Annotated in this window: 12 protein-coding genes; 11 read left to right on the top strand and 1 reads right to left on the bottom strand. The window is 68.9% G+C overall.

Annotated elements, in window-relative coordinates; all coding sequences use genetic code 11:
* Window positions 1–360: 360 nt before the first annotated feature.
* The 11 genes from ACZ7KI_RS02955 (at window position 361) to ACZ7KI_RS03005 (ending at window position 16,459) form a co-directional block, all read left to right on the top strand.
* Window positions 361–1,677 (top strand): nucleotide sugar dehydrogenase, encoded by a 1,317-nt coding sequence (locus ACZ7KI_RS02955; protein WP_470271555.1) that lies wholly within the window; start codon window positions 361–363, stop codon window positions 1,675–1,677.
* Window positions 1,658–2,854 carry a glycosyltransferase family 4 protein gene (locus tag ACZ7KI_RS02960; protein ID WP_470271556.1) on the top strand — a complete coding sequence of 399 codons (1,197 nt, stop codon included), beginning with the start codon at window positions 1,658–1,660 and terminating at the stop codon, window positions 2,852–2,854. Before ACZ7KI_RS02955 ends, ACZ7KI_RS02960 begins: the two co-directional genes overlap by 20 nt.
* A gap of 151 nt (window positions 2,855–3,005) precedes the next feature.
* A complete protein-coding gene (locus ACZ7KI_RS02965) occupies window positions 3,006–4,286 on the top strand; it encodes a YveK family protein (RefSeq protein ID WP_470271557.1) in 1,281 nt (426 codons plus the stop codon).
* Entirely contained in the window at window positions 4,283–5,836 is a 1,554-nt protein-coding gene (locus ACZ7KI_RS02970; RefSeq protein WP_470271558.1) for a Wzz/FepE/Etk N-terminal domain-containing protein, read from the top strand. Before ACZ7KI_RS02965 ends, ACZ7KI_RS02970 begins: the two co-directional genes overlap by 4 nt.
* A gap of 15 nt (window positions 5,837–5,851) precedes the next feature.
* Window positions 5,852–7,759 (top strand): asparagine synthase (glutamine-hydrolyzing), encoded by a 1,908-nt coding sequence (asnB, locus tag ACZ7KI_RS02975; RefSeq protein WP_470271559.1) that lies wholly within the window; start codon window positions 5,852–5,854, stop codon window positions 7,757–7,759.
* 15 nt (window positions 7,760–7,774) lie between these two features.
* A complete protein-coding gene (locus tag ACZ7KI_RS02980) occupies window positions 7,775–9,943 on the top strand; it encodes a bi-domain-containing oxidoreductase (protein WP_470271560.1) in 2,169 nt (722 codons plus the stop codon).
* Window positions 9,943–11,889 carry a heparinase II/III family protein gene (locus tag ACZ7KI_RS02985; protein ID WP_470271561.1) on the top strand — a complete coding sequence of 649 codons (1,947 nt, stop codon included), beginning with the start codon at window positions 9,943–9,945 and terminating at the stop codon, window positions 11,887–11,889. The genes ACZ7KI_RS02980 and ACZ7KI_RS02985 overlap by 1 nt, the downstream gene beginning before the upstream one ends.
* Window positions 11,886–13,418: a right-handed parallel beta-helix repeat-containing protein gene (locus tag ACZ7KI_RS02990; protein WP_470271562.1), complete on the top strand. Its 1,533-nt coding sequence runs from the start codon at window positions 11,886–11,888 to the stop codon at window positions 13,416–13,418. The genes ACZ7KI_RS02985 and ACZ7KI_RS02990 overlap by 4 nt, the downstream gene beginning before the upstream one ends.
* Before the next feature lies 1 nt (window position 13,419).
* Entirely contained in the window at window positions 13,420–14,637 is a 1,218-nt protein-coding gene (locus ACZ7KI_RS02995) for an O-antigen ligase family protein (RefSeq protein WP_470271563.1), read from the top strand.
* On the top strand, window positions 14,634–15,827 hold the full coding sequence (locus ACZ7KI_RS03000; RefSeq protein WP_470271564.1) for a glycosyltransferase family 4 protein: 1,194 nt from the start codon (window positions 14,634–14,636) through the stop codon (window positions 15,825–15,827). The genes ACZ7KI_RS02995 and ACZ7KI_RS03000 overlap by 4 nt, the downstream gene beginning before the upstream one ends.
* Window positions 15,824–16,459, top strand: a complete 636-nt coding sequence (locus tag ACZ7KI_RS03005; protein ID WP_470271565.1) for a phosphatase PAP2 family protein — start codon at window positions 15,824–15,826, stop codon at window positions 16,457–16,459. Before ACZ7KI_RS03000 ends, ACZ7KI_RS03005 begins: the two co-directional genes overlap by 4 nt.
* Here ACZ7KI_RS03005 and ACZ7KI_RS03010 read toward each other — a convergent pair.
* Window positions 16,443–17,387, bottom strand: a complete 945-nt coding sequence (locus ACZ7KI_RS03010; protein ID WP_470271566.1) for a hypothetical protein — start codon at window positions 17,385–17,387, stop codon at window positions 16,443–16,445. The genes ACZ7KI_RS03005 and ACZ7KI_RS03010 overlap by 17 nt on opposite strands.
* Window positions 17,388–17,587: the final 200 nt, after the last annotated feature.

Genomic DNA, 17,587 nt, shown 5'->3' on the forward strand with positions numbered 1-17,587 from the left:
AGGGGGGGGGGGGGGGGGGGGGGGGGGGGGGGGGGGGGGGGGGGGGGGGGGGGGGGGGGGGGGGGGGGGTGGGGGGGGGGAGAAAAAAAAAAACCCCCCCCCCACGACCCACGCGCCCCACTCGGTACCGCCGCCCGCGCTCCCTTCCCGCCCCTCGGTCCCTTCCCGCCTCTCGCTCGCCTGCCCCAATCGAGACGAAACCCTTACGCGCGCCCTGTAGCGTTTCGCACCCCTCGAACGATGAGTAATTCCCTTGCCGCACAGGCATTCCGCCAAAAGCAGGCGACTTATGGACACCGGTAACGAACCAGGTGCCCCAGCCGACCAACGGGCAGCGGAATGCGGCTGGAGGAATTCGTCATGAAGATCAGTGTCTTCGGGCTCGGTTACGTCGGTTGTGTGTCGGCGGCGTGCCTTGCCGGGCGTGGGCACGAGGTCGTCGGGGTCGACGTGAACCCGGTGAAGATCGACCTCGTTTCCAGCGGCAAGGCGCCGGTGGTGGAGGAGCGCATCGGCGAGTTGACCGCCGAGGTGGTCGCTCAAGGCAAGCTGAGAGCCACCACCGACGTCAGACAGGCGATCGCGGACAGCGAAGTCTCCCTCATCTGCGTCGGTACCCCCTCGGCTCCCAACGGCAGCCTGTCGACGGCGTTCCTGGAGCGGGTGGCCGAGGAAATCGGCGAAGCGCTCAAGGAAAAGACCACCAGGCACACCGTCGTTTTCCGCAGCACCATGCTGCCGGGCACCTGTCTCGATCTGCTCGTCCCGATCCTCGAGAAGTCGTCCGGCCGCACCGCCGGGGTCGACTTCGGGGTCGCGGTCAACCCGGAGTTCCTGCGCGAGGGCAGCAGCGTCAAGGACTTCTACGACCCGCCCAAGACCGTCATCGGCGAACTCGACGCGGCCAGCGGCGACGTCGTCGCGGCGCTCTACGAAGGGCTTCCCGGCGAGGTCTTCCGTGTCGCGATCCCGGTCGCCGAGATGACGAAGTACGCCGACAACTCCTTCCACGGGCTCAAGATCGGTTTCGCGAACGAACTGGGCTCGATCTGCCGCGCCTTGGGGCTGGATTCGCATCAGGTGATCGACGTCTTCCTGGCCGATCGCAAGCTCAACATCAGCCCCGCCTACCTCCGCCCCGGGTTCGCCTTCGGCGGCTCATGCCTCCCCAAGGATCTCCGCGGCCTCGTCTACGCCGCGCACCGCGCGGACGTCGCCGTCCCGATCCTCTCGCACGTGCTGCCCTCCAACGACGAACACCTCCAGCGTGCCTTCGACCTGGTCGCGCGCACCGGAAAACGCAAGGTCGGGCTGTTCGGCCTGTCCTTCAAACCCGGCACCGACGATCTCCGGGAGAGCCCGCTCGTCGAGCTCGCGGAGCGGCTGCTCGGCAAGGGTTACGACCTCCGCATCTACGACGCCAACGTCAGCCTTTCGCGGCTGATGGGCGCGAACCGCGAGTACATCGAGGGCAGGCTGCCGCATCTCGGCCAGCTGCTGGCCGGTTCCGTCGGCGAGGTCGTCGACCACGCCGAGGTCTGCCTCATCGGCTGCACCGATCCGGACGTCCTCGCGGCGCTCCCGGCGGGCGGCGGCCACACCATCATCGATCTCGTCCGCGTACCCGACGCCGACCGGCGCCGGTCTGAAGAGGGATATGTCGGTCTTGCCTGGTAAAGCTCTCATCCTCGTCGAGAACCTTTCCGTCCCCTTCGACCGCCGGGTCTGGCAGGAGTGCCAGACGCTGCGCGACGACGGCTGGGAAGTCCACGTCATCTGTCCACAAGGGACGAAACGGGACACCGAGGCCGAAGTCACCATCGACGGCGTCCACATCCTCCGGTACCCGCTGAAGGCCGCCACCGGTGGCCCGGCCGGGTATGTCCAGGAGTACGGCTCCGCGCTGTGGCACACCCTCCGCCTGGCCCGCAAGGTCGGCCGGGGCGGAAAAATCGACGTCGTGCATGCCTGCAATCCGCCGGACATGCTGTTCCTGGTCGCGTTGTACCTCAAGCGCCAGGGCGCGAAGTTCATCTTCGACCAGCACGACCTCTGCCCCGAGCTGTACCTCTCGCGTTTCGACCGCGGTGAGGACCTCCTGTACCGCGCGGTCTGCGCGCTGGAGCGCCGCACCTACAAGACCGCCGACGTCGTCATCGCGACCAACGAGAGCTACAAGGACGTCGCCGTGAAGCGTGGCGGCAAGTCGCCGGACGACGTCTTCGTCGTGCGCAGCGCGCCCGTGGTCGAGCGCTTCCACCAGGTCCCGGCCGAGCCCGAGCTGAAGAAGGGCAAGCAGCATCTGCTGACGTACCTCGGCGTGATGGGCCCGCAGGACGGCGTCGACTACGCCCTGCGCGCGCTCGCGTCCCTGCGTGACGAGGTCGGCCGTACCGACTGGCACGCCGTGTTCATCGGTTCCGGCGACGCCTTCGACGCCATGGTCGCGCTGTCCAAGGAACTGAAGCTCGACGACCAGGTCGAGTTCACCGGCCGGATCTCCGACGAGGACCTGCTGCGCTACCTGTCCTCGGCCGATGTGTGCCTTTCGCCGGATCCGCTGAACCCGCTCAACGACGTGTCGACCATGAACAAGATCATGGAGTACATGGCGATGAGCCGCCCGATCGTCTCCTTCGAGCTGCGGGAGGCCCGGGTTTCGGCCGGGGAGGCCGCGCTGTACGCGCCGGCGAACGACGAGCCGGAGTTCGCGAAGCTGATCGCGCATCTGCTCGACTCGCCGGAACAGCGGGCCGAGATGGGTGAGCTGGGGCGGGCGCGCGTCGCCGGTCCGCTCTCTTGGGAGAACTCCCAGAAAGCCCTGCTCGCGGCCTATGCGGCCGCGGTCCGTTGATCGTCTTCACGGTCGCGTTTCGAACAAGACTCGGGCGATCCTGTAACCAACGCCGCGATCGGGCCGACGAGGTTGGTGATACGCCATCCGCGGCGGTGCCAGGCACCGATGGGAGATCCCGGCTTTGACTGACGACACGGTGCGCCTGTCCATGATCGGACAGGTTCTGCGCGGACGATGGCGGACCCTGCTGGTCCTCGCCGTCCTCGGCGCCCTGGTCGGTGCGGGATCGTCGGTGATCCTTTCCCCCGGCTACCGGACCACCTCCAGTGTGCTGCTCCAGGGGCCGCGCGAGGCGGACGAACTGCTCACCCAGGCCGACGTGGCGACCAGCTCCGTCGTCCTCGACCGGGCCGCCGCCGCCCTCGGGGACGGCCAGACCGGTGCCGATCTGCGGGACAAGGTGGCCACGTCGGTCGCACAGGGCAATGTGATCACCATCGAGGCCACCGGTGACACCGCCGAACAGACGCAGCGGCTGGCGGATCAGCTCGCGCAGGAGTTCGTGAAGTACTCCACCCAGATCATCGCCGGTTCCGGTGACGCCGCCGTACAGCTGGCGCAGGAGCGCCGCGAGACGTTGCGCCAGCAGGTCGCGCAGACCAACCAGCGGATCAGCGAACTTTCGGCGAAGGTCAACGACGGCAAGACGACCGTGGAGAGCGTCCAGCTCCGCACCGAACTGCAGGGGCTGCGCTCGACGATCGAGTCGGCGATGTCGACCCTGAACGCCGCCGACACCGCCAGCGGCCTCGGCAACATGGTCGTGCTGGGTTCGGCCGAGCTGCCGTCTTCGGCGGCCGCGCCCACCTTGACGCAGCTCGCTCTCGGCGGTGCGGCGCTGTTCTTCCTGCTCGGCCTGTTCGGGCACCTTTTCACCGCGCGCACCGACCGGCGGCTGCGTGACGAGGAGGAGATCGCCGCGGCGATCGGCGGTCCGGTGCTGGCCACCTTCGACGTCGTGGACGAGCGGCTGCCCAAGGCCACCCTGCGGGCCAAGCTCCTCCACGACGACCGGCCGTGGAACATCCCGCGGGTCGACGTCTTCGCCGACGAGATCGACACCGTCGTCCAGTACCGGCGCCTGGTTTCCCGGCTTCCGCACCGGCGGCTGCTCGTGGTGACCGCCGACGGCGACCACGCCGGGCGGAAGGCCGCCGAGCGGATCATCGGTCTCGCCGACCGGTGGTTCACCCCGGTGACCGTTTCCCCGGTCCGTCCCGTCATCGAAGACACCGACGCCGACGGCGTGCTCGTCGTGTCGAGCCTCGGTTCCCGGTCCGCGTGGGAGCTGGTCGGGCTCGCCGAGGCCTGCGCCGACGCCGGTCTCACCGTGGTGGGCGCCGTCCTGACCCGCCCGGTACGGCCGACCCGCACCCGGCCCGGCACCCCCGCCCGCAAAGACCACGAAGCACTGGCAGGCACATCGTGACGAGCGCCGAGAAAGCGAAATCCGAGCCGCTCATCGACCTTCAGCGGCTGGTCGTCTCGGTACGGAGACGCCGTCGTCTGTGGGTGGCCACCGCCTTGCTCGGGCTGATCGTCGGTGGGCTGGTCGCGGTGTTCCTGCCGTCGCCGCCCACCGCGGTCGCGCAGATCCTGGTCGTCCACCCCGACGACTCGCCGACCGACAGCGGGACGCTGATGCGGACCGACGTCGCCGTGCTCCAGACGACGAAGATCGCCACCGAGGCGCTCAAGAAGCTGAACAGCACCCAGGCGCCGGAAGAGTTCCTCAAGGATTACGAGGGGCTCGGCCTGACGAACAACGTCCTTCAGCTGACGGTCAAGGCCAAGAGCAAGGACGAGGCGCTGGCCCGCGCGCAGGCGATTTCCGACGCCTTCATCACCGAGTACATCGCCCGCAACCAGGCGGCCGCGGCGGCGCAGCAGAAGGCCCTGCTCGATCAGCGCAACCAGGCCCAGAACGAACTGACCCCGATCGAAGCGGCGATCGTGGCCGAGGAGGCCAAGAACCGCAACGCCAACCCGGCCCAGCTGGAGCGGCTGTACGCGCGCCGGGCGGAGCTGAACTCGAAGATCTCCGACTACGACGGCCGCGCGCAGGAGGCGGGCATCGGCACGCCGAAGGTCGCCGCCGGGACGCAGATCGTGGACGCGCCGCGGATCCTTCCGCATTCGTTCCTCAAGACCCTCGCCACGGACGCCGGGATCGGCTTCGTGCTGGGGCTGCTCGCCGGACTGGGGCTCGCCGCCGTCACGAGCGTGATCAAGGACCGGCCGGTGCTCCGCCGCGAGATTTCGCGGCACCTCGGCGCTTCGGTGATCGCGCAGCTGCCCGAACCGTCGCGGTTCCTGCGGGGTTCCCGCGCGGCCGCCCGGCGGCAGCGAGTCGCGACGACGCTGGTCCGGGCCGTCCGGCAGCCGGGCGGACCGGTGTCCTTGCTCGACCTCGGTGCCCGCAAGGTCACCGCCGCGCTCGCCGTCGACATGGCGCGAGAGCTGGCGGCGAAGGGGCCGGTCTCGCTCGTCGACGACCTGCCGAAGGCGGACCTCCGCGGGCTGGCGGGTGAAGGCCCGATCCAGGTACTCGACCGCGGTGACGTGCCGATTTCCGCACAGGAGCGCCGGATCGGTGTCGGCTCGGTCGAGCCGGGAACGTCGTGGACCGATTTGGAATTCCTCGGTGAGGAGACGATCCTCGTCGTCCGCACCGGGTACGCGAACACCGAATGGCTGCACACCGTCGCGCGTCAGCTCGCCGATCGGCATATCCCGATCCTCGGCGTCGTGGTGGTGGATCCCGATCCGCGTGACCACACCGACGGGACCCTGTGGGACGGCCTGCACACCGCGTTGCGCGGACGCGCCGTGCCCATGCCGAAGCCGGTGGAGATGTTCCCGCGGGAGAAGAAGAAGGCGCATCCGACGCCGTACAAACGCGCCAAGGAAGTCGGCAACGCCGATCAGCCGACGAAACGATTCGCGCCTGTGTCACCGGACAACGCAGAAGCCTTGTAGGGGGAGTAAAAGCAGATGTGCGGTATCGCAGGCGCTTACTTGTGGCCGGACGGGGGACCGCTCACCGATCGGCTCACCAAGATCCTCGCCCATCGCGGACCGGACGGTTCGGGCCGGTACGACCACCGTGCCGGGGACGGGGAAGTCCACTTAGGACACCGAAGGCTCTCGATCGTCGACCTGACCGAGACCGGTGCGCAGCCGATGGTCAAGGACGGTCTCGCGCTGACCTACAACGGCGAGCTGTACAACGCGCCGGAGCTGCGTAAGGAGCTCGAAGCAGCGGGCGTGCGGTTCCGGGGGACCTCCGACACCGAGGTCCTGCTGGAAGCCTGGCGCAAATGGGGCACCGACGGCCTGCACCGGCTGCGCGGCATGTTCGCGTTCGGCGTGTTCGACGAGCGCTCCGGCGCTTTGACCTTGGTGCGAGACCAGCTGGGCATCAAACCGCTGTTCCTGGTGCGCCGCGGCAAGGGCGTCGCGTTCGCGTCCGAGCTGAAGGCGCTGGCCACCGAACTCGGCGGTTCGCTGACCGTGGACGACACCGCACTCGTCGCTTCCCTGCTCTACTACTGGGTTCCGGACGGCCGCTGCGCGTTCCGCGAGGCCGAGAAGCTGCCGCCGGGCAGCTGGGCGCGCTTCCGGCCCGACGGCGACGTCGAACGCGGCACCTTCTGGTCGCTGCGCCAGGTCGCCGAGGAAGGGGCGGCCTACGAGGGAGAATTCGACCTCAACGCCGTCATCGAGGACTCGACGAGCAAGCACATGATGGCCGACGTGCCGGTCGCCACGTTCCTCTCCGGCGGCCTCGACTCCAGCTACCTGACCGCGCTCGCCGCGCGCGAGCAGCCCGGCATCTCCGCGTACACCATCGGTTTCCGGGCCGAGGACGCGAAGTTCGAGGCGATGCCGGACGACCTGATGTACGCGAAGAAGGTCGCCGCGAAGTTCGGCGTCGACCTGCACGAGATCGAGATTGCGCCGCAGGTGCTCGATCTGTTGCCGCGGATGACCTACCACCTCGACGAGCCGATCGGCGATCCGGCGGCGATCAACAGCTACCTGATCTGCACCGCGGCTCGCGAGGCGGGCGTCAAGGTGATGCTTTCGGGCATGGGCGCCGACGAGCTGTTCGCCGGATACCGCAAGCATCTCGCGAACAAGATCGCCGTCCAGTACCAGCGGGTCCCCGGAATGGTGCGCCGGCCCATCGAGTCCGTTGTGGACAGACTGCCGGTGGCGACGTCGAAGCGCGGGTTCCGGTCGGTCCGGTTCGCCAAGCGGTTCCTCTCCTTCGCGGAACTGCCGGAGGAGACCGCGTTCCGGCGCAGCTACACGATGTACGACCAGGCCGAGCTGGCCGGACTGCTGAACCCGGACCTCGCGGGTGCGGTCGACGACGTGATCACCGAACACGCGGACACCTACCACGACAACACGCTGACCGACTTCGTGAACCGTATGTGCCTGGCCGATTCCCGGCTCTTCCTGCCGGGCCTGAACCTCGCCTACACCGACCGGTCCAGCATGGCCGCGTCGACCGAGGTGCGGACGCCGTTCGTCGACATCGAGGTCGTGAAGGCCGCGTTCCGGATCCCCGGTGACAAGAAGATCGTGAAGCGCCAAGGGAAAATGGCGCTGAAGGAAGCGGCGCTGTCGATTCTCCCCGCCGAGATCGTGCACCGGCCGAAGGGCCTGTTCAGTGCGCCGCTGCGGGCTTGGATGAGCCGCGACCTCGCGCCGCTGGTGCGCGAGGTGACGAACGAAGGCGAATTGGTGAAGGCCGGGTTCCTCCGCCGTGAGGCCCTGCAACGGCTCGTCGACGAAGACGCGTCCGGGCAGCAGGACCGGTCCAAGCATCTCTGGCACATCTTGACCCTCGAATACTGGTATCGCGGCGCCATTTCGGCCCGGACCCCCTGATCGCTGAGGAGCGACGTGAAGCAGGTAGTGCAGAACTACAAGAGCGGGGAGCTGGCGCTCCTCGACGTCGAAGTCCCCGCGTGCAAACCGGGGGGTGTGCTGGTCCGCACCGCCTATTCGCTGATCTCCACCGGCACCGAGATGATGAAGGTGTCCGAGGCGAGCCTTTCCCTGGTGGGCAAGGCGAAGGCGCGGCCGGATCAGGTCGCGAAGGTGATGCAGAGCGTCGCGACGAACGGGCTGGGCGCCACCTACCGCAAGGCGATGAACAAGCTCGACTCGTACACGCCGCTCGGGTACTCGCTGTGCGGGGTGGTCGAGGAGGTCGGCGCGGGTATCGACGACGTCGCCGTCGGCGATTACGTGGCCTGCGCCGGAAACGAGCACGCGCTGCACGCGGAACTGAACTGGGTGCCCAAGAACCTGTACTCCCGGGTGCCCGACGGCGTCGATCCTCGGCACGCCGCGTTCGGCACGGTCGGCTCGATCGCGATGCAGGGTGTCCGCCAGGGCGAACCGCAGATCGGCGACATCGCGCTGGTCATCGGGCTCGGCCTGATCGGACAGCTGGTCGTCCAGCTGCTGGTCGCCTCCGGCGTCCGCGTGGTCGGCGTCGACCCGGACCCGGCACGCTGCGCGCTCGCCGAACAGCTCGGGGCGTTGAAATGCGGCGATCCCGGATCCGGCGTCATCGACACCGCGGTCGCGGAGATCAGCTCCGGGCACGGCGTCGACCAGGTGTACCTCGCCGCGGGCGGCAGCACGAACGAGCCGGTGGAGCTGGCGGCGAAGCTGGCCCGCGACCGCGGCCGGGTGATCGACATCGGCAAGTGCTCGCTGAATCTGCCGTGGAACGCCTACTACGAAAAGGAACTCGACGTCCGGTTCTCCCGCTCGTACGGCCCCGGCCGCTACGACCCGGAGTACGAACTCGAGGGCCGCGACTACCCGATCGGCCAGGTCCGCTGGACCGAGCGCCGCAACCTCGAATGCGTCGTCGATCTGATGGGCAGTGGCCGTCTCGACGTCGAGCCGCTGATCTCGCACGTCTCGGCCTTCTCCGACGCCGTCGAGACGTACCGGAAGCTGAACGAGGGCGAGCTCAAGGCCGTCGCGGTGCTGTTCGAGTACGAAAAGCGGGCCGCCACCACCACCGAGCACGTCACCTCCGTCACCCTCCCGAAGCCGGTGACCGCGCGCGCGGTGCCGAAGCCCGACAGCCTGCGGATCGGCTTCATCGGCGCGGGCAACTATGCGTCCTCGATGCTTCTCCCGCATCTGGTGGAGATGGAGTACCTCGACCTCTTCGAAGTCGTCACCACCTCCGCGCTCTCGGGTGCGAACGCCAAGCGCAAGTTCGGCTTCGCCCGCGCCTCCACCGACGTCGACGCGATGCTCGAAGACGACTCGATCGACGCCGTGTTCATCGTGACCAGGCATAGTTCGCACGCCGAGCTGACCCGCCGCGCGCTGCTCGCTGGCAAGGCCGTCTTCGTCGAGAAGCCGCTCGCCCTGTCGGAGAAGGAACTCGAGGTCGTGCTCGGCGCGATCGAGGAGTCCGGCAACGACCGCCTGCAGGTCGGCTTCAACCGCCGGTTCGCGCCGCTGCTGAACGAGTCGGTGCTCCACTTCGGACCGCGGATCGGCCCGGCTTCCGTGCGGTATCTGGTCAACGCCGGCCGTCTGGACGCGGGCAGCTGGTACAACCAGGCCGACAGTGAAGGGTCGCGGTTCGCCGGCGAGGGCGGTCACTTCATCGACACGGTCAGCTGGCTGCTCGGTTCCGACCCGATCTCGGTGTACGCCACCGCGACGCCGGGGCACCAGGACCTGCAGATCCTGCTGCGGTACCCGGACGGCTCGACGGCGTCGATCGCCTACACCACCAGCGGTTCGTCGGCGTTCCCCAAGGAGACGATCGACGTCACCGCCGACGGCAAGGTGCTGAAGTTCGACGACTTCGCGCGCGCGTCGGTGTTCGGCCGCAAGAAGTGGACGAGTTCCCGCATTCCCAAGGGCCGCGACAAGGGCCAGGCCGCCGAACTCGAAGCCTTCGTGAACGCGCTGACGACCGGGGTCGCGATGCCGGTGTCCGTCGACTCGCTGGTGTCGACGACGTTGGCCACGCTCGCGGTCAGCCGGAGCCTGGAGACCGGTGCGCCCGTCCAGATCGGGATTGGCTGATGGATCCCTCCTGGTACCTGCGAAGACTGTCGCGGATGGGGCCCGCCGAGATCGCGGGCCGGGTCACCGACGTCGTGCGCAAACGCCGGTGGCGTGGCGTGGCGGGGGAGAAGGCGGTCTGGCTGCCGGACCGGCGATTCGTGTCGGTGCCGGGCGAAGAGGTCCTCGCCGCCGTCTCCGGTGAAGCGGTCAAGGATCTGCTCGTCAAGGCGGATCGGCTGATGGACGGGCACGCCGAGTACTTCGGCGTCGAACGGGACGACCTCGTCGATCCGGACTGGTCGTACGACCCGAAGACCGGCCGCCGCGCACCGTCCGATGTGTACTCGTTCGACATCCCGTATCGGAGCGAGGACGCCGTCGGCGACATCAAGCAGATCTGGGAGCCGTCCCGGCACCAGCACCTCACCGTGCTGGCCGCCGCGTATGCCCTGACCGGCGACGATCGGTACGCCGAGCGCGTCGCCGCACACCTGAAGTCCTGGTGGGCGGCCAATCCGCCGATGCGCGGGGTGCACTGGGTCAGCGGCATCGAACTCGGCATCCGGCTGCTGTCGTGGGTGTGGGTGCGGCGGCTGCTCGACGGCTGGGCGTCGGCCCCGGCGCTGTTCGAGGACAACCCGGTGGCGCTCGGCCAGATCTGGCATCACCAGCGTTGGCTGGCCGCGTTCCCCAGCCGGGGTTCGTCGGCGAACAACCACGTGATCGCCGAGGACGCCGGACAGCTCGCCGCCGCCTGCGCGTTCGGCTGGTTCCCGGAATCCGCGGGGTGGCGGGATTCGGCACTGGCGTCGCTGGACAAGATGCTGCACCACAACACCTTCGACTCCGGCGTCAACCGCGAACTCGCCACCGAGTACCACGGGCTCGTCCTGGAACTCGGGCTCGCCGGGGTGCTGGAGGCGAAGGCCGCCGGTGTCGCGGTGCCCGAGTCGACCTGGCTCGTCCTGCTCCGGATGACCGACGCGCTGGCGTCCCTTGTGGACACCAGGCTGCGGCCGCCGCGCCAGGGTGACGCGGACGACGGGTTCGGGCTTGTCGTGGACGGTGACGGCATCAGTCGCTGGGCGTCGCTGCTCAACACCGGGTCTGTCCTTTTCGGACGGTTGGACTGGTGGCCCGAGGTGCCGGGCGGGGACGTGCGGACGCCGCTCTTCTCCGCGTTGGGCGGGAACATCGAGGTGCGTTCGCCGCGTCCGGCCAAGCGTCAGGACCACTTCGCCGACGCGGGGATCACCATCCTGCGCGACGGCGCGCTCTGGTGCCGCTGCGACGGCGGTCCGCACGGCTTCCTGTCCATCGCCGCCCACGCGCACGCGGACGCGCTCTCGGTCGAGGTCCGGCACGACGGCGTCGACATCCTCGCCGACCCGGGGACCTACTGCTACCACGGCGAACCGAAGTGGCGGTCGTACTTCCGGTCCACGGCCGGGCACAACACGCTCGAACTCTCCGGTACCGACCAGTCCGTTTCGGGTGGTCCGTTCCTGTGGACGAAACACGCCGCCACCACGGTGATCTCGACCGGAACTCCCTCGCGCTGGAGTGCCGAGCACGACGGCTACGCGCCGTCGGTGCACCGGCGCTCGGTGGAGCTGGAGGGTGCCGAGCTGCGTATTTCCGACGAGGTGCGCGGCGGCGAGGCGCGGGCGTGCCGTCTCGCGTTCCACTTCGGCCCGGCCGTCGAGGTCGCGCTTTCCGACGGGACGGCGACGCTTTCCTGGACGGTCGACGGCCACGAGCGGAAGGCTTCGCTCGTACTGCCGCCGGAGCTGCGGTGGACGGCGCACCGCGGGGAGACCAGCCCGCCGCTGGGCTGGTATTCGGCCGGGTTCGGCAGGCGCGAGCCCGCGTGGACGGTGCTCGGCAGCGGGACCGCCGCCGACGGCACCACCTTCACCACCGCGCTCACCTTCGATTCAGGTAACGAGGATTCCCCATTGTGATCGCACGTCCGCACCGTCTCCGCCGGGCAGCGCTTCTGGTGCTGCTCGGCCCGTTGGCGCTCACCGCTTGCACGACCGGACCGGCCGACGAGGCCGGGACGGCACCGGATCCGGCCAAGGCGCCGTCCGGTTCGATCGCGCAGGTGTGCGACAAACAGCCCGCCGGTCCGGCGGAGGCGCCGGCGGGGGCGGTGAAGATCGACCCGGCGGTACCGGGCGACCTCGCCGCGAAGACGCGGTCGAGCCCGGCCGCGACGACGTTCTGGCTGGCACCGGGCACGCACAAACTCGGCGACGACCGCTACGACCAGGTCAACCCGAAGGCCGGCAACGTCTACCTGGGCGGCCCGAAAGCCGTCCTCGACGGCCGGAAGATCAACCAATACGCCTTCGCGGGCAACGCCGCCGACGTCAAGATCCAGTACGTGACCGTGCAGGGTTTCGTGGCACCGCACGACGAAGGCGTGGTCAACCACGATTCGGCCGACGGCTGGATCGTCGAGCACAGCACCCTGCAGGACAACGACGGCGCCGCGCTGATGGCGGGCGCACGGCAGCAGGTGCGAGGCAACTGCTTGCGGCGCAACGGCCAGTACGGGATGAACGCCTACGCGCAGGACAACGAGATCACCGGGCTGGTCGTCGAAGGCAACGAGATCTCCGGCAACAACACCGGCGACTGGGAACGCAAGATCGACGGCTGCGGCTGCACCGGCGGGGTCAAGTTCTGGTCGGTCAACGGCGCCGACGTCCGCGGGAACTGGGTGCACGACAACCGCGGCGCGGGGCTCTGGGCCGACACGAACAACAACGACTTCCTCATCGAGGGCAACGTCATCGAGAACAACGACAGTTCCGCCCTCCTGTACGAGACCAGTTACAACGCCGTCATCCGCGGCAACACGATCCGCCGGAACAACTGGGTGGACGGCAAGGGCTACATCGACCGCGGCGACAGCTTCCCGGTGGCGTCGATCTACGTGTCCGAATCCGGCGGCGAGCCGAGGGTGAAGGCACGCACGGACAAACTGGAGATCTCCGGGAACTCGTTCGAGAACAACTGGAACGGCGTCACCCTGTGGGAGAACTCCGACCGGTTCTGCAACAGCCCGGCGAACACGTCGTCCGGATCCTGTACGCGACTGGTGCCCGAACAGGCGAAATGCGCGCAGCCCGCGATCGCGGCAGGCGCGCTGAACGCCGACTGCCGGTGGAAGACCCAGCGCGTCGAGATCCACCACAACCGGTTCGTGCTCGACCCGGCCGCCACCGGCTGCGAGGAGACCTGCGCGCGGATGGCGATGCTCGCGAATTTCGGCACGTTCCCGGAGTGGTCGCCGTACAAGGGCGAGGTCGTCCAGCACGCGATCACCTTCGCCCAGGGCAACCGGCTCTACGACAACACCTACTCCGGGCCGTGGAGCTTCGTGGCCTTCGAGCCGAGCCGCGTACTGGGCTTCGGCGAGTGGCAAGGCGCGCCCTACCGCCAGGACCAGGGCAGCAAACTCGCCCGCGCCGGAGGTGGCTGACATGCTCGATCCCGCGGTCCGGCCCGAAGCGGCGATCCGCCGGCACACGCCCAAGGCCGTCGGCGTCGTCTGGACGTTACTGATCATCAACACCCTGGGCTCGGCCGGGGCGAAGACGGTCATCCCGCTGCCGAGGTCGGTCAGCCAGCTGATCACCATGGGCGCGCTGGGTGCGGCGTTCGTGCTCGCGCTCGCCTTGAACAGCAAGCTGCGGATCCGGCCGAGTGCCTACCTCTCCCTGCTCACGCTGTTGCTGGTGTTGAGCGTGGTCGCGAGCCTGAACCTGGAAGGCGGGTTCGGCGCGCTGTTCCGCTGCTTCCGGTTCGGCCTGTTCCTCAGCACCCTGTGGTTGCTGACCCCCTGGTGGGGCAGCCTCGACCTCGTCCGAACCCATATCCGCGCGTATACCGTCATGCTGGTGACGGTGGTGGCAGGGCTCGCGCTGAGCCCGGCCAAGGCGATGCCGTTCGAGTACGGCGGACGGCTCACCGGCGCGCTGTGGCCGCTGACCCCGCCGCAGGTCGGCCAGTACGCGGCCATCGTCATCGGCCTCACGACCCTGTTGTGGCTCAGCGGGAAACTGACCCGGCGGAACGCGCTGATCGTCATCGTCCCCGCCTTCGGGATCCTGCTGCTGACCCACACCCGCACCGCGATGCTCGGGCTGGTCGCCGGAACCATCGTGGCGCTGATGTCGCAATGGATGTCCAGCGCCCGCGCCCGCAAGGTGTTCACCGGACTGGTCTTCGGCGGGCTGGTCGTCGTCGTGGCACTGGGCGGGCTGCTGCAGGCGTGGTTCCTGCGTGGCCAGAGCGAGGAGAACTTCTCCAGTCTCACGGGCCGGGCGAAGGTGTGGGACGCGCTGCTCGACGCGCCGCGCACGACCCTGGAGTACCTGTTCGGCGTCGGCCTGACCGACAAGTCCTACGACGGGCTCCCGATCGACAACAGCTGGCTCGCGGTCTACCACGAACAGGGTTTCGTCGGGATCGCGATCGTGGCGGCGTTCTTGCTGGTGCTGATGGTGGTCGCGGTGCTGCGGCCGCCGTCACCCGCGAGGGCGTGCGCGATCTTCCTGATCACCTACTGCCTTTCCGCCTCCTACACCGAGGCGGGCCTCGGCGACGCGTCGCCGTACCTGCTGCACCTGGCCCTGGCCGCGTCGCTGCTGGTGCGTGTGCCCGCCGACGAACCGGACTTTTTGAAGGAGACGGCGTGAAGGTCCTCTTGATCCACAACCGGTACAGATCCGAGCAGCCGAGCGGGGAGAACAACGTCGTTGACCAGGAGAGCGCGCTGCTCGCCGAAGCCGGACACGACGTCGGCCTGTTCGAACGGCGCAGCGACGACATCGCGGAGATGTCGTTGCCGCGCAAGGCCATTGTGCCGCTTCAGGTGCCGTGGAACCGGGCCGCGCGCGCGGAACTCGCCCGTCGCTTGGCCGACGACCGGCCCGATGTCGTCCACATCCACAACACGTTCCCGCTGCTTTCGCCTTCGGTGCTCGCCGCGTGCGCCGACGCCGGGGTCCCGACGGTCGCGACCGTGCACAACTACACCCTGATCTGCCCTCCCGGCACGCTGTACCGCGATGGCCAGGTGTGCACCGATTGCGTGGGGCGCAAGCCGATCCCGGCGGTGCGGCACGGGTGCTACCGCGGTTCGGGGCTCGCCACCGTGCCGATGGCGGCGAGCCTGATGCTGAACCGCAAACGCTGGTGGTCCGGGGTCTCGCGGTTCTTCTGCATCTCGCGGGCGCAACGCGAGGTGCTGATCTCCGCCGGAATGCCCGCCGAGCGGCTCGCGGTGAAGTACAACTACGTCGACGATCCGGGCGAGACGCGCACGGGTGCGGGGGAGCACGTGCTGTTCCTCGGCCGGATCACCGCCGAAAAGGGCGTCGGCCTGCTGATGGCGGCCTGGGACCGGCTTGTGGCGGCGGGGGGCCCGCTGCCGCCGCTGGTGATCGCCGGCACCGGCCCGATGCAGGACGAGGTCGCCCGCTGGGCACACGGCCGCGACGACGTCCGCTACGTCGGCCTTCAGTCCAAAGAGGAGTGTCGCGGCCTCATCGCCCGCGCGGCCGCCGTCGTCGCCCCCTCGGAATGGCTGGAGACCTTCGGCCTCGTCGTGGTCGAGGCGATGGCCGCCGGCGTCCCGACGGTCGCCGCGGCCCACGGCGCGTTCCCCGAACTGGTGGAGGACGGCGTCACCGGCCTGCTGCACGAACCCGGCGACGCCGGCTCGCTCGCGGCACGACTGCGGGAGATCGTCGCCGACGTCGAACGGAACCAGCGGATGGGCTGGGCGGCCCGGCTGGTGTACGAACAGGAATTCACGCCGAAGGTCGGCCTCGAACGACTCGTCGGCGGATACCAGGCCGCGATCGACGTAGTATCGCCCGCGTGATCACCGGTCCGCCCGCGCTCCCGCCGCGGGCGCGAGTGCCGCTGTGGGTCCTCGGCGCTTTCGGTTTCCTCGTCGCCCTCGTCCTCGGCGTGCGCTACGCCGGGACCTCCCACACGGCCGGACTGGACGCCCTGGTGCTTCCGGCCATCGACCGCGTCGAGGGCCCGCTCTGGTACCTGGCGACCGCGATCGACTTCGCCGGGGAACCGGTGGGCGCGGTCGTGGTCATCGCGTTGTTCGGCTGGCTGTGCCTGCGCCACCGGCGGCCGCGGACGGCGATCCTGCTGGTGGCCGCGGCCGGGGTGACGGTGGCGCTGACCACCGGCCTGAAACCCATGACCGGCAGGCTGATCCACGGCGAGTTCCTCTCCTATCCCAGCGGGCACACGGCTTTCGCGGTGACCGTCGCGGCGGTCGTCGCGTTGCTGGTGATCGACGTGCGGGATCTCGGAGCTGCCGGCGGGGCTTCGGTGCTGGTGGGGCTGGTCGCGTTCGCGGGGCTCGCGATGGGGTGGGCTGAGGTGGCGCTGGGGGCGCACTATCCGACGGACACCTTCGGGGGCTTCGGTGTCGCTGTCGCGGTCGTGCCGGTGGTGGGGTGGGCGGTGGACCGGCTCACGCGGCTCGCCTGACGTCCGGACGTTGCCGGAGGCGCGCGGCACGGAACGCGGCGTGCAACTCGCGCTGGACCTCGTCCGTCTCGGCGCGCAGCCGGGACGGCAGGGTCTGCAGTACGACGATCCCCGCGGCGGCATACCGGGCGTTGCGGGCGACGGTGGCGCGATGGTCTTCGAGACTCGTGTGGTGACGGTAGGAGTCGATCTCCCAAGCGAACGCGACCTCGTCGCACCAGAAGTCAGGGGTGGCGATGTAGTCGCCGTTCGCGTCGAAGATCGGCACGTTCCAGTGGCCTGGCGGGAGACCCGATCTTCGCCAGAGGTGCCAAGCGTCGGCCTCGGCGACCGAGTGGGCTCCTTCGAGGAGTGGGGCGAGGGCTCGTCTCGGTAGGGCGGTCCCGGTGCGTCCCGCTTGGTCGAGTTCGACGGCGAGCATGTCGATGGTGCAGAAACGGCGTTGGACGGCCTCGGCCATCATCGCTTGGATCTCGTCTTCGTTGGCGAGCCTGCGTGCTGCGTCGAGGACGGCTCGGGGGACGGGGGCGACGGGAAGGCCACCTCGCAGATGAGGCCGGGGCAGGTGCCTTGTCCGTTCGACGTGCACGAAGCCCGTCGTGCGGATGCGCCGATCCGCAGGCACCAAAATATGCACGTCCTGCGGCGGCGGTGGCCGCTCCAGACCGTGACGGCGGAGAGCCCAGAGACCGGTCAGGATCGCATCCTCGCGGCCATGGAGCAACGCGCCCTGGAGTCGCTGCTCGTCGGTGGATTCTCCACTGTGGAGCAGAACGATGCCCGGTAGGAGACGTTGCCAGGGACCACCGGAGGCACACCGGCGTGAAATCGTCCGGCCAGGTACTCCGGCGGCCATGAGCGCGGCGGCGCGGACCACCACCGGGCCTTGGGTGAGTGAAGGGTCGGTCGACCAGGTTCCTCTTTGCACTCGATCACAGTGCAGGTACCCACCGACAAGATCTGTTCGCCAGAGTGCGCGAATGGTCCTGTCATGTCAATTTCTTCGCGAGCGTGGAGGATTTGGGACGTTCAACGTCCCCAACCCTCCCCACTCTACCCCACCCCCCCCTAGTAAGAAGACCTTCTCCACCCCTCAAACCCCCCCGCTCTCGGAGGGTTATCTGCAAC

Source organism: Amycolatopsis sp. NPDC039088, from assembly GCF_055598845.1.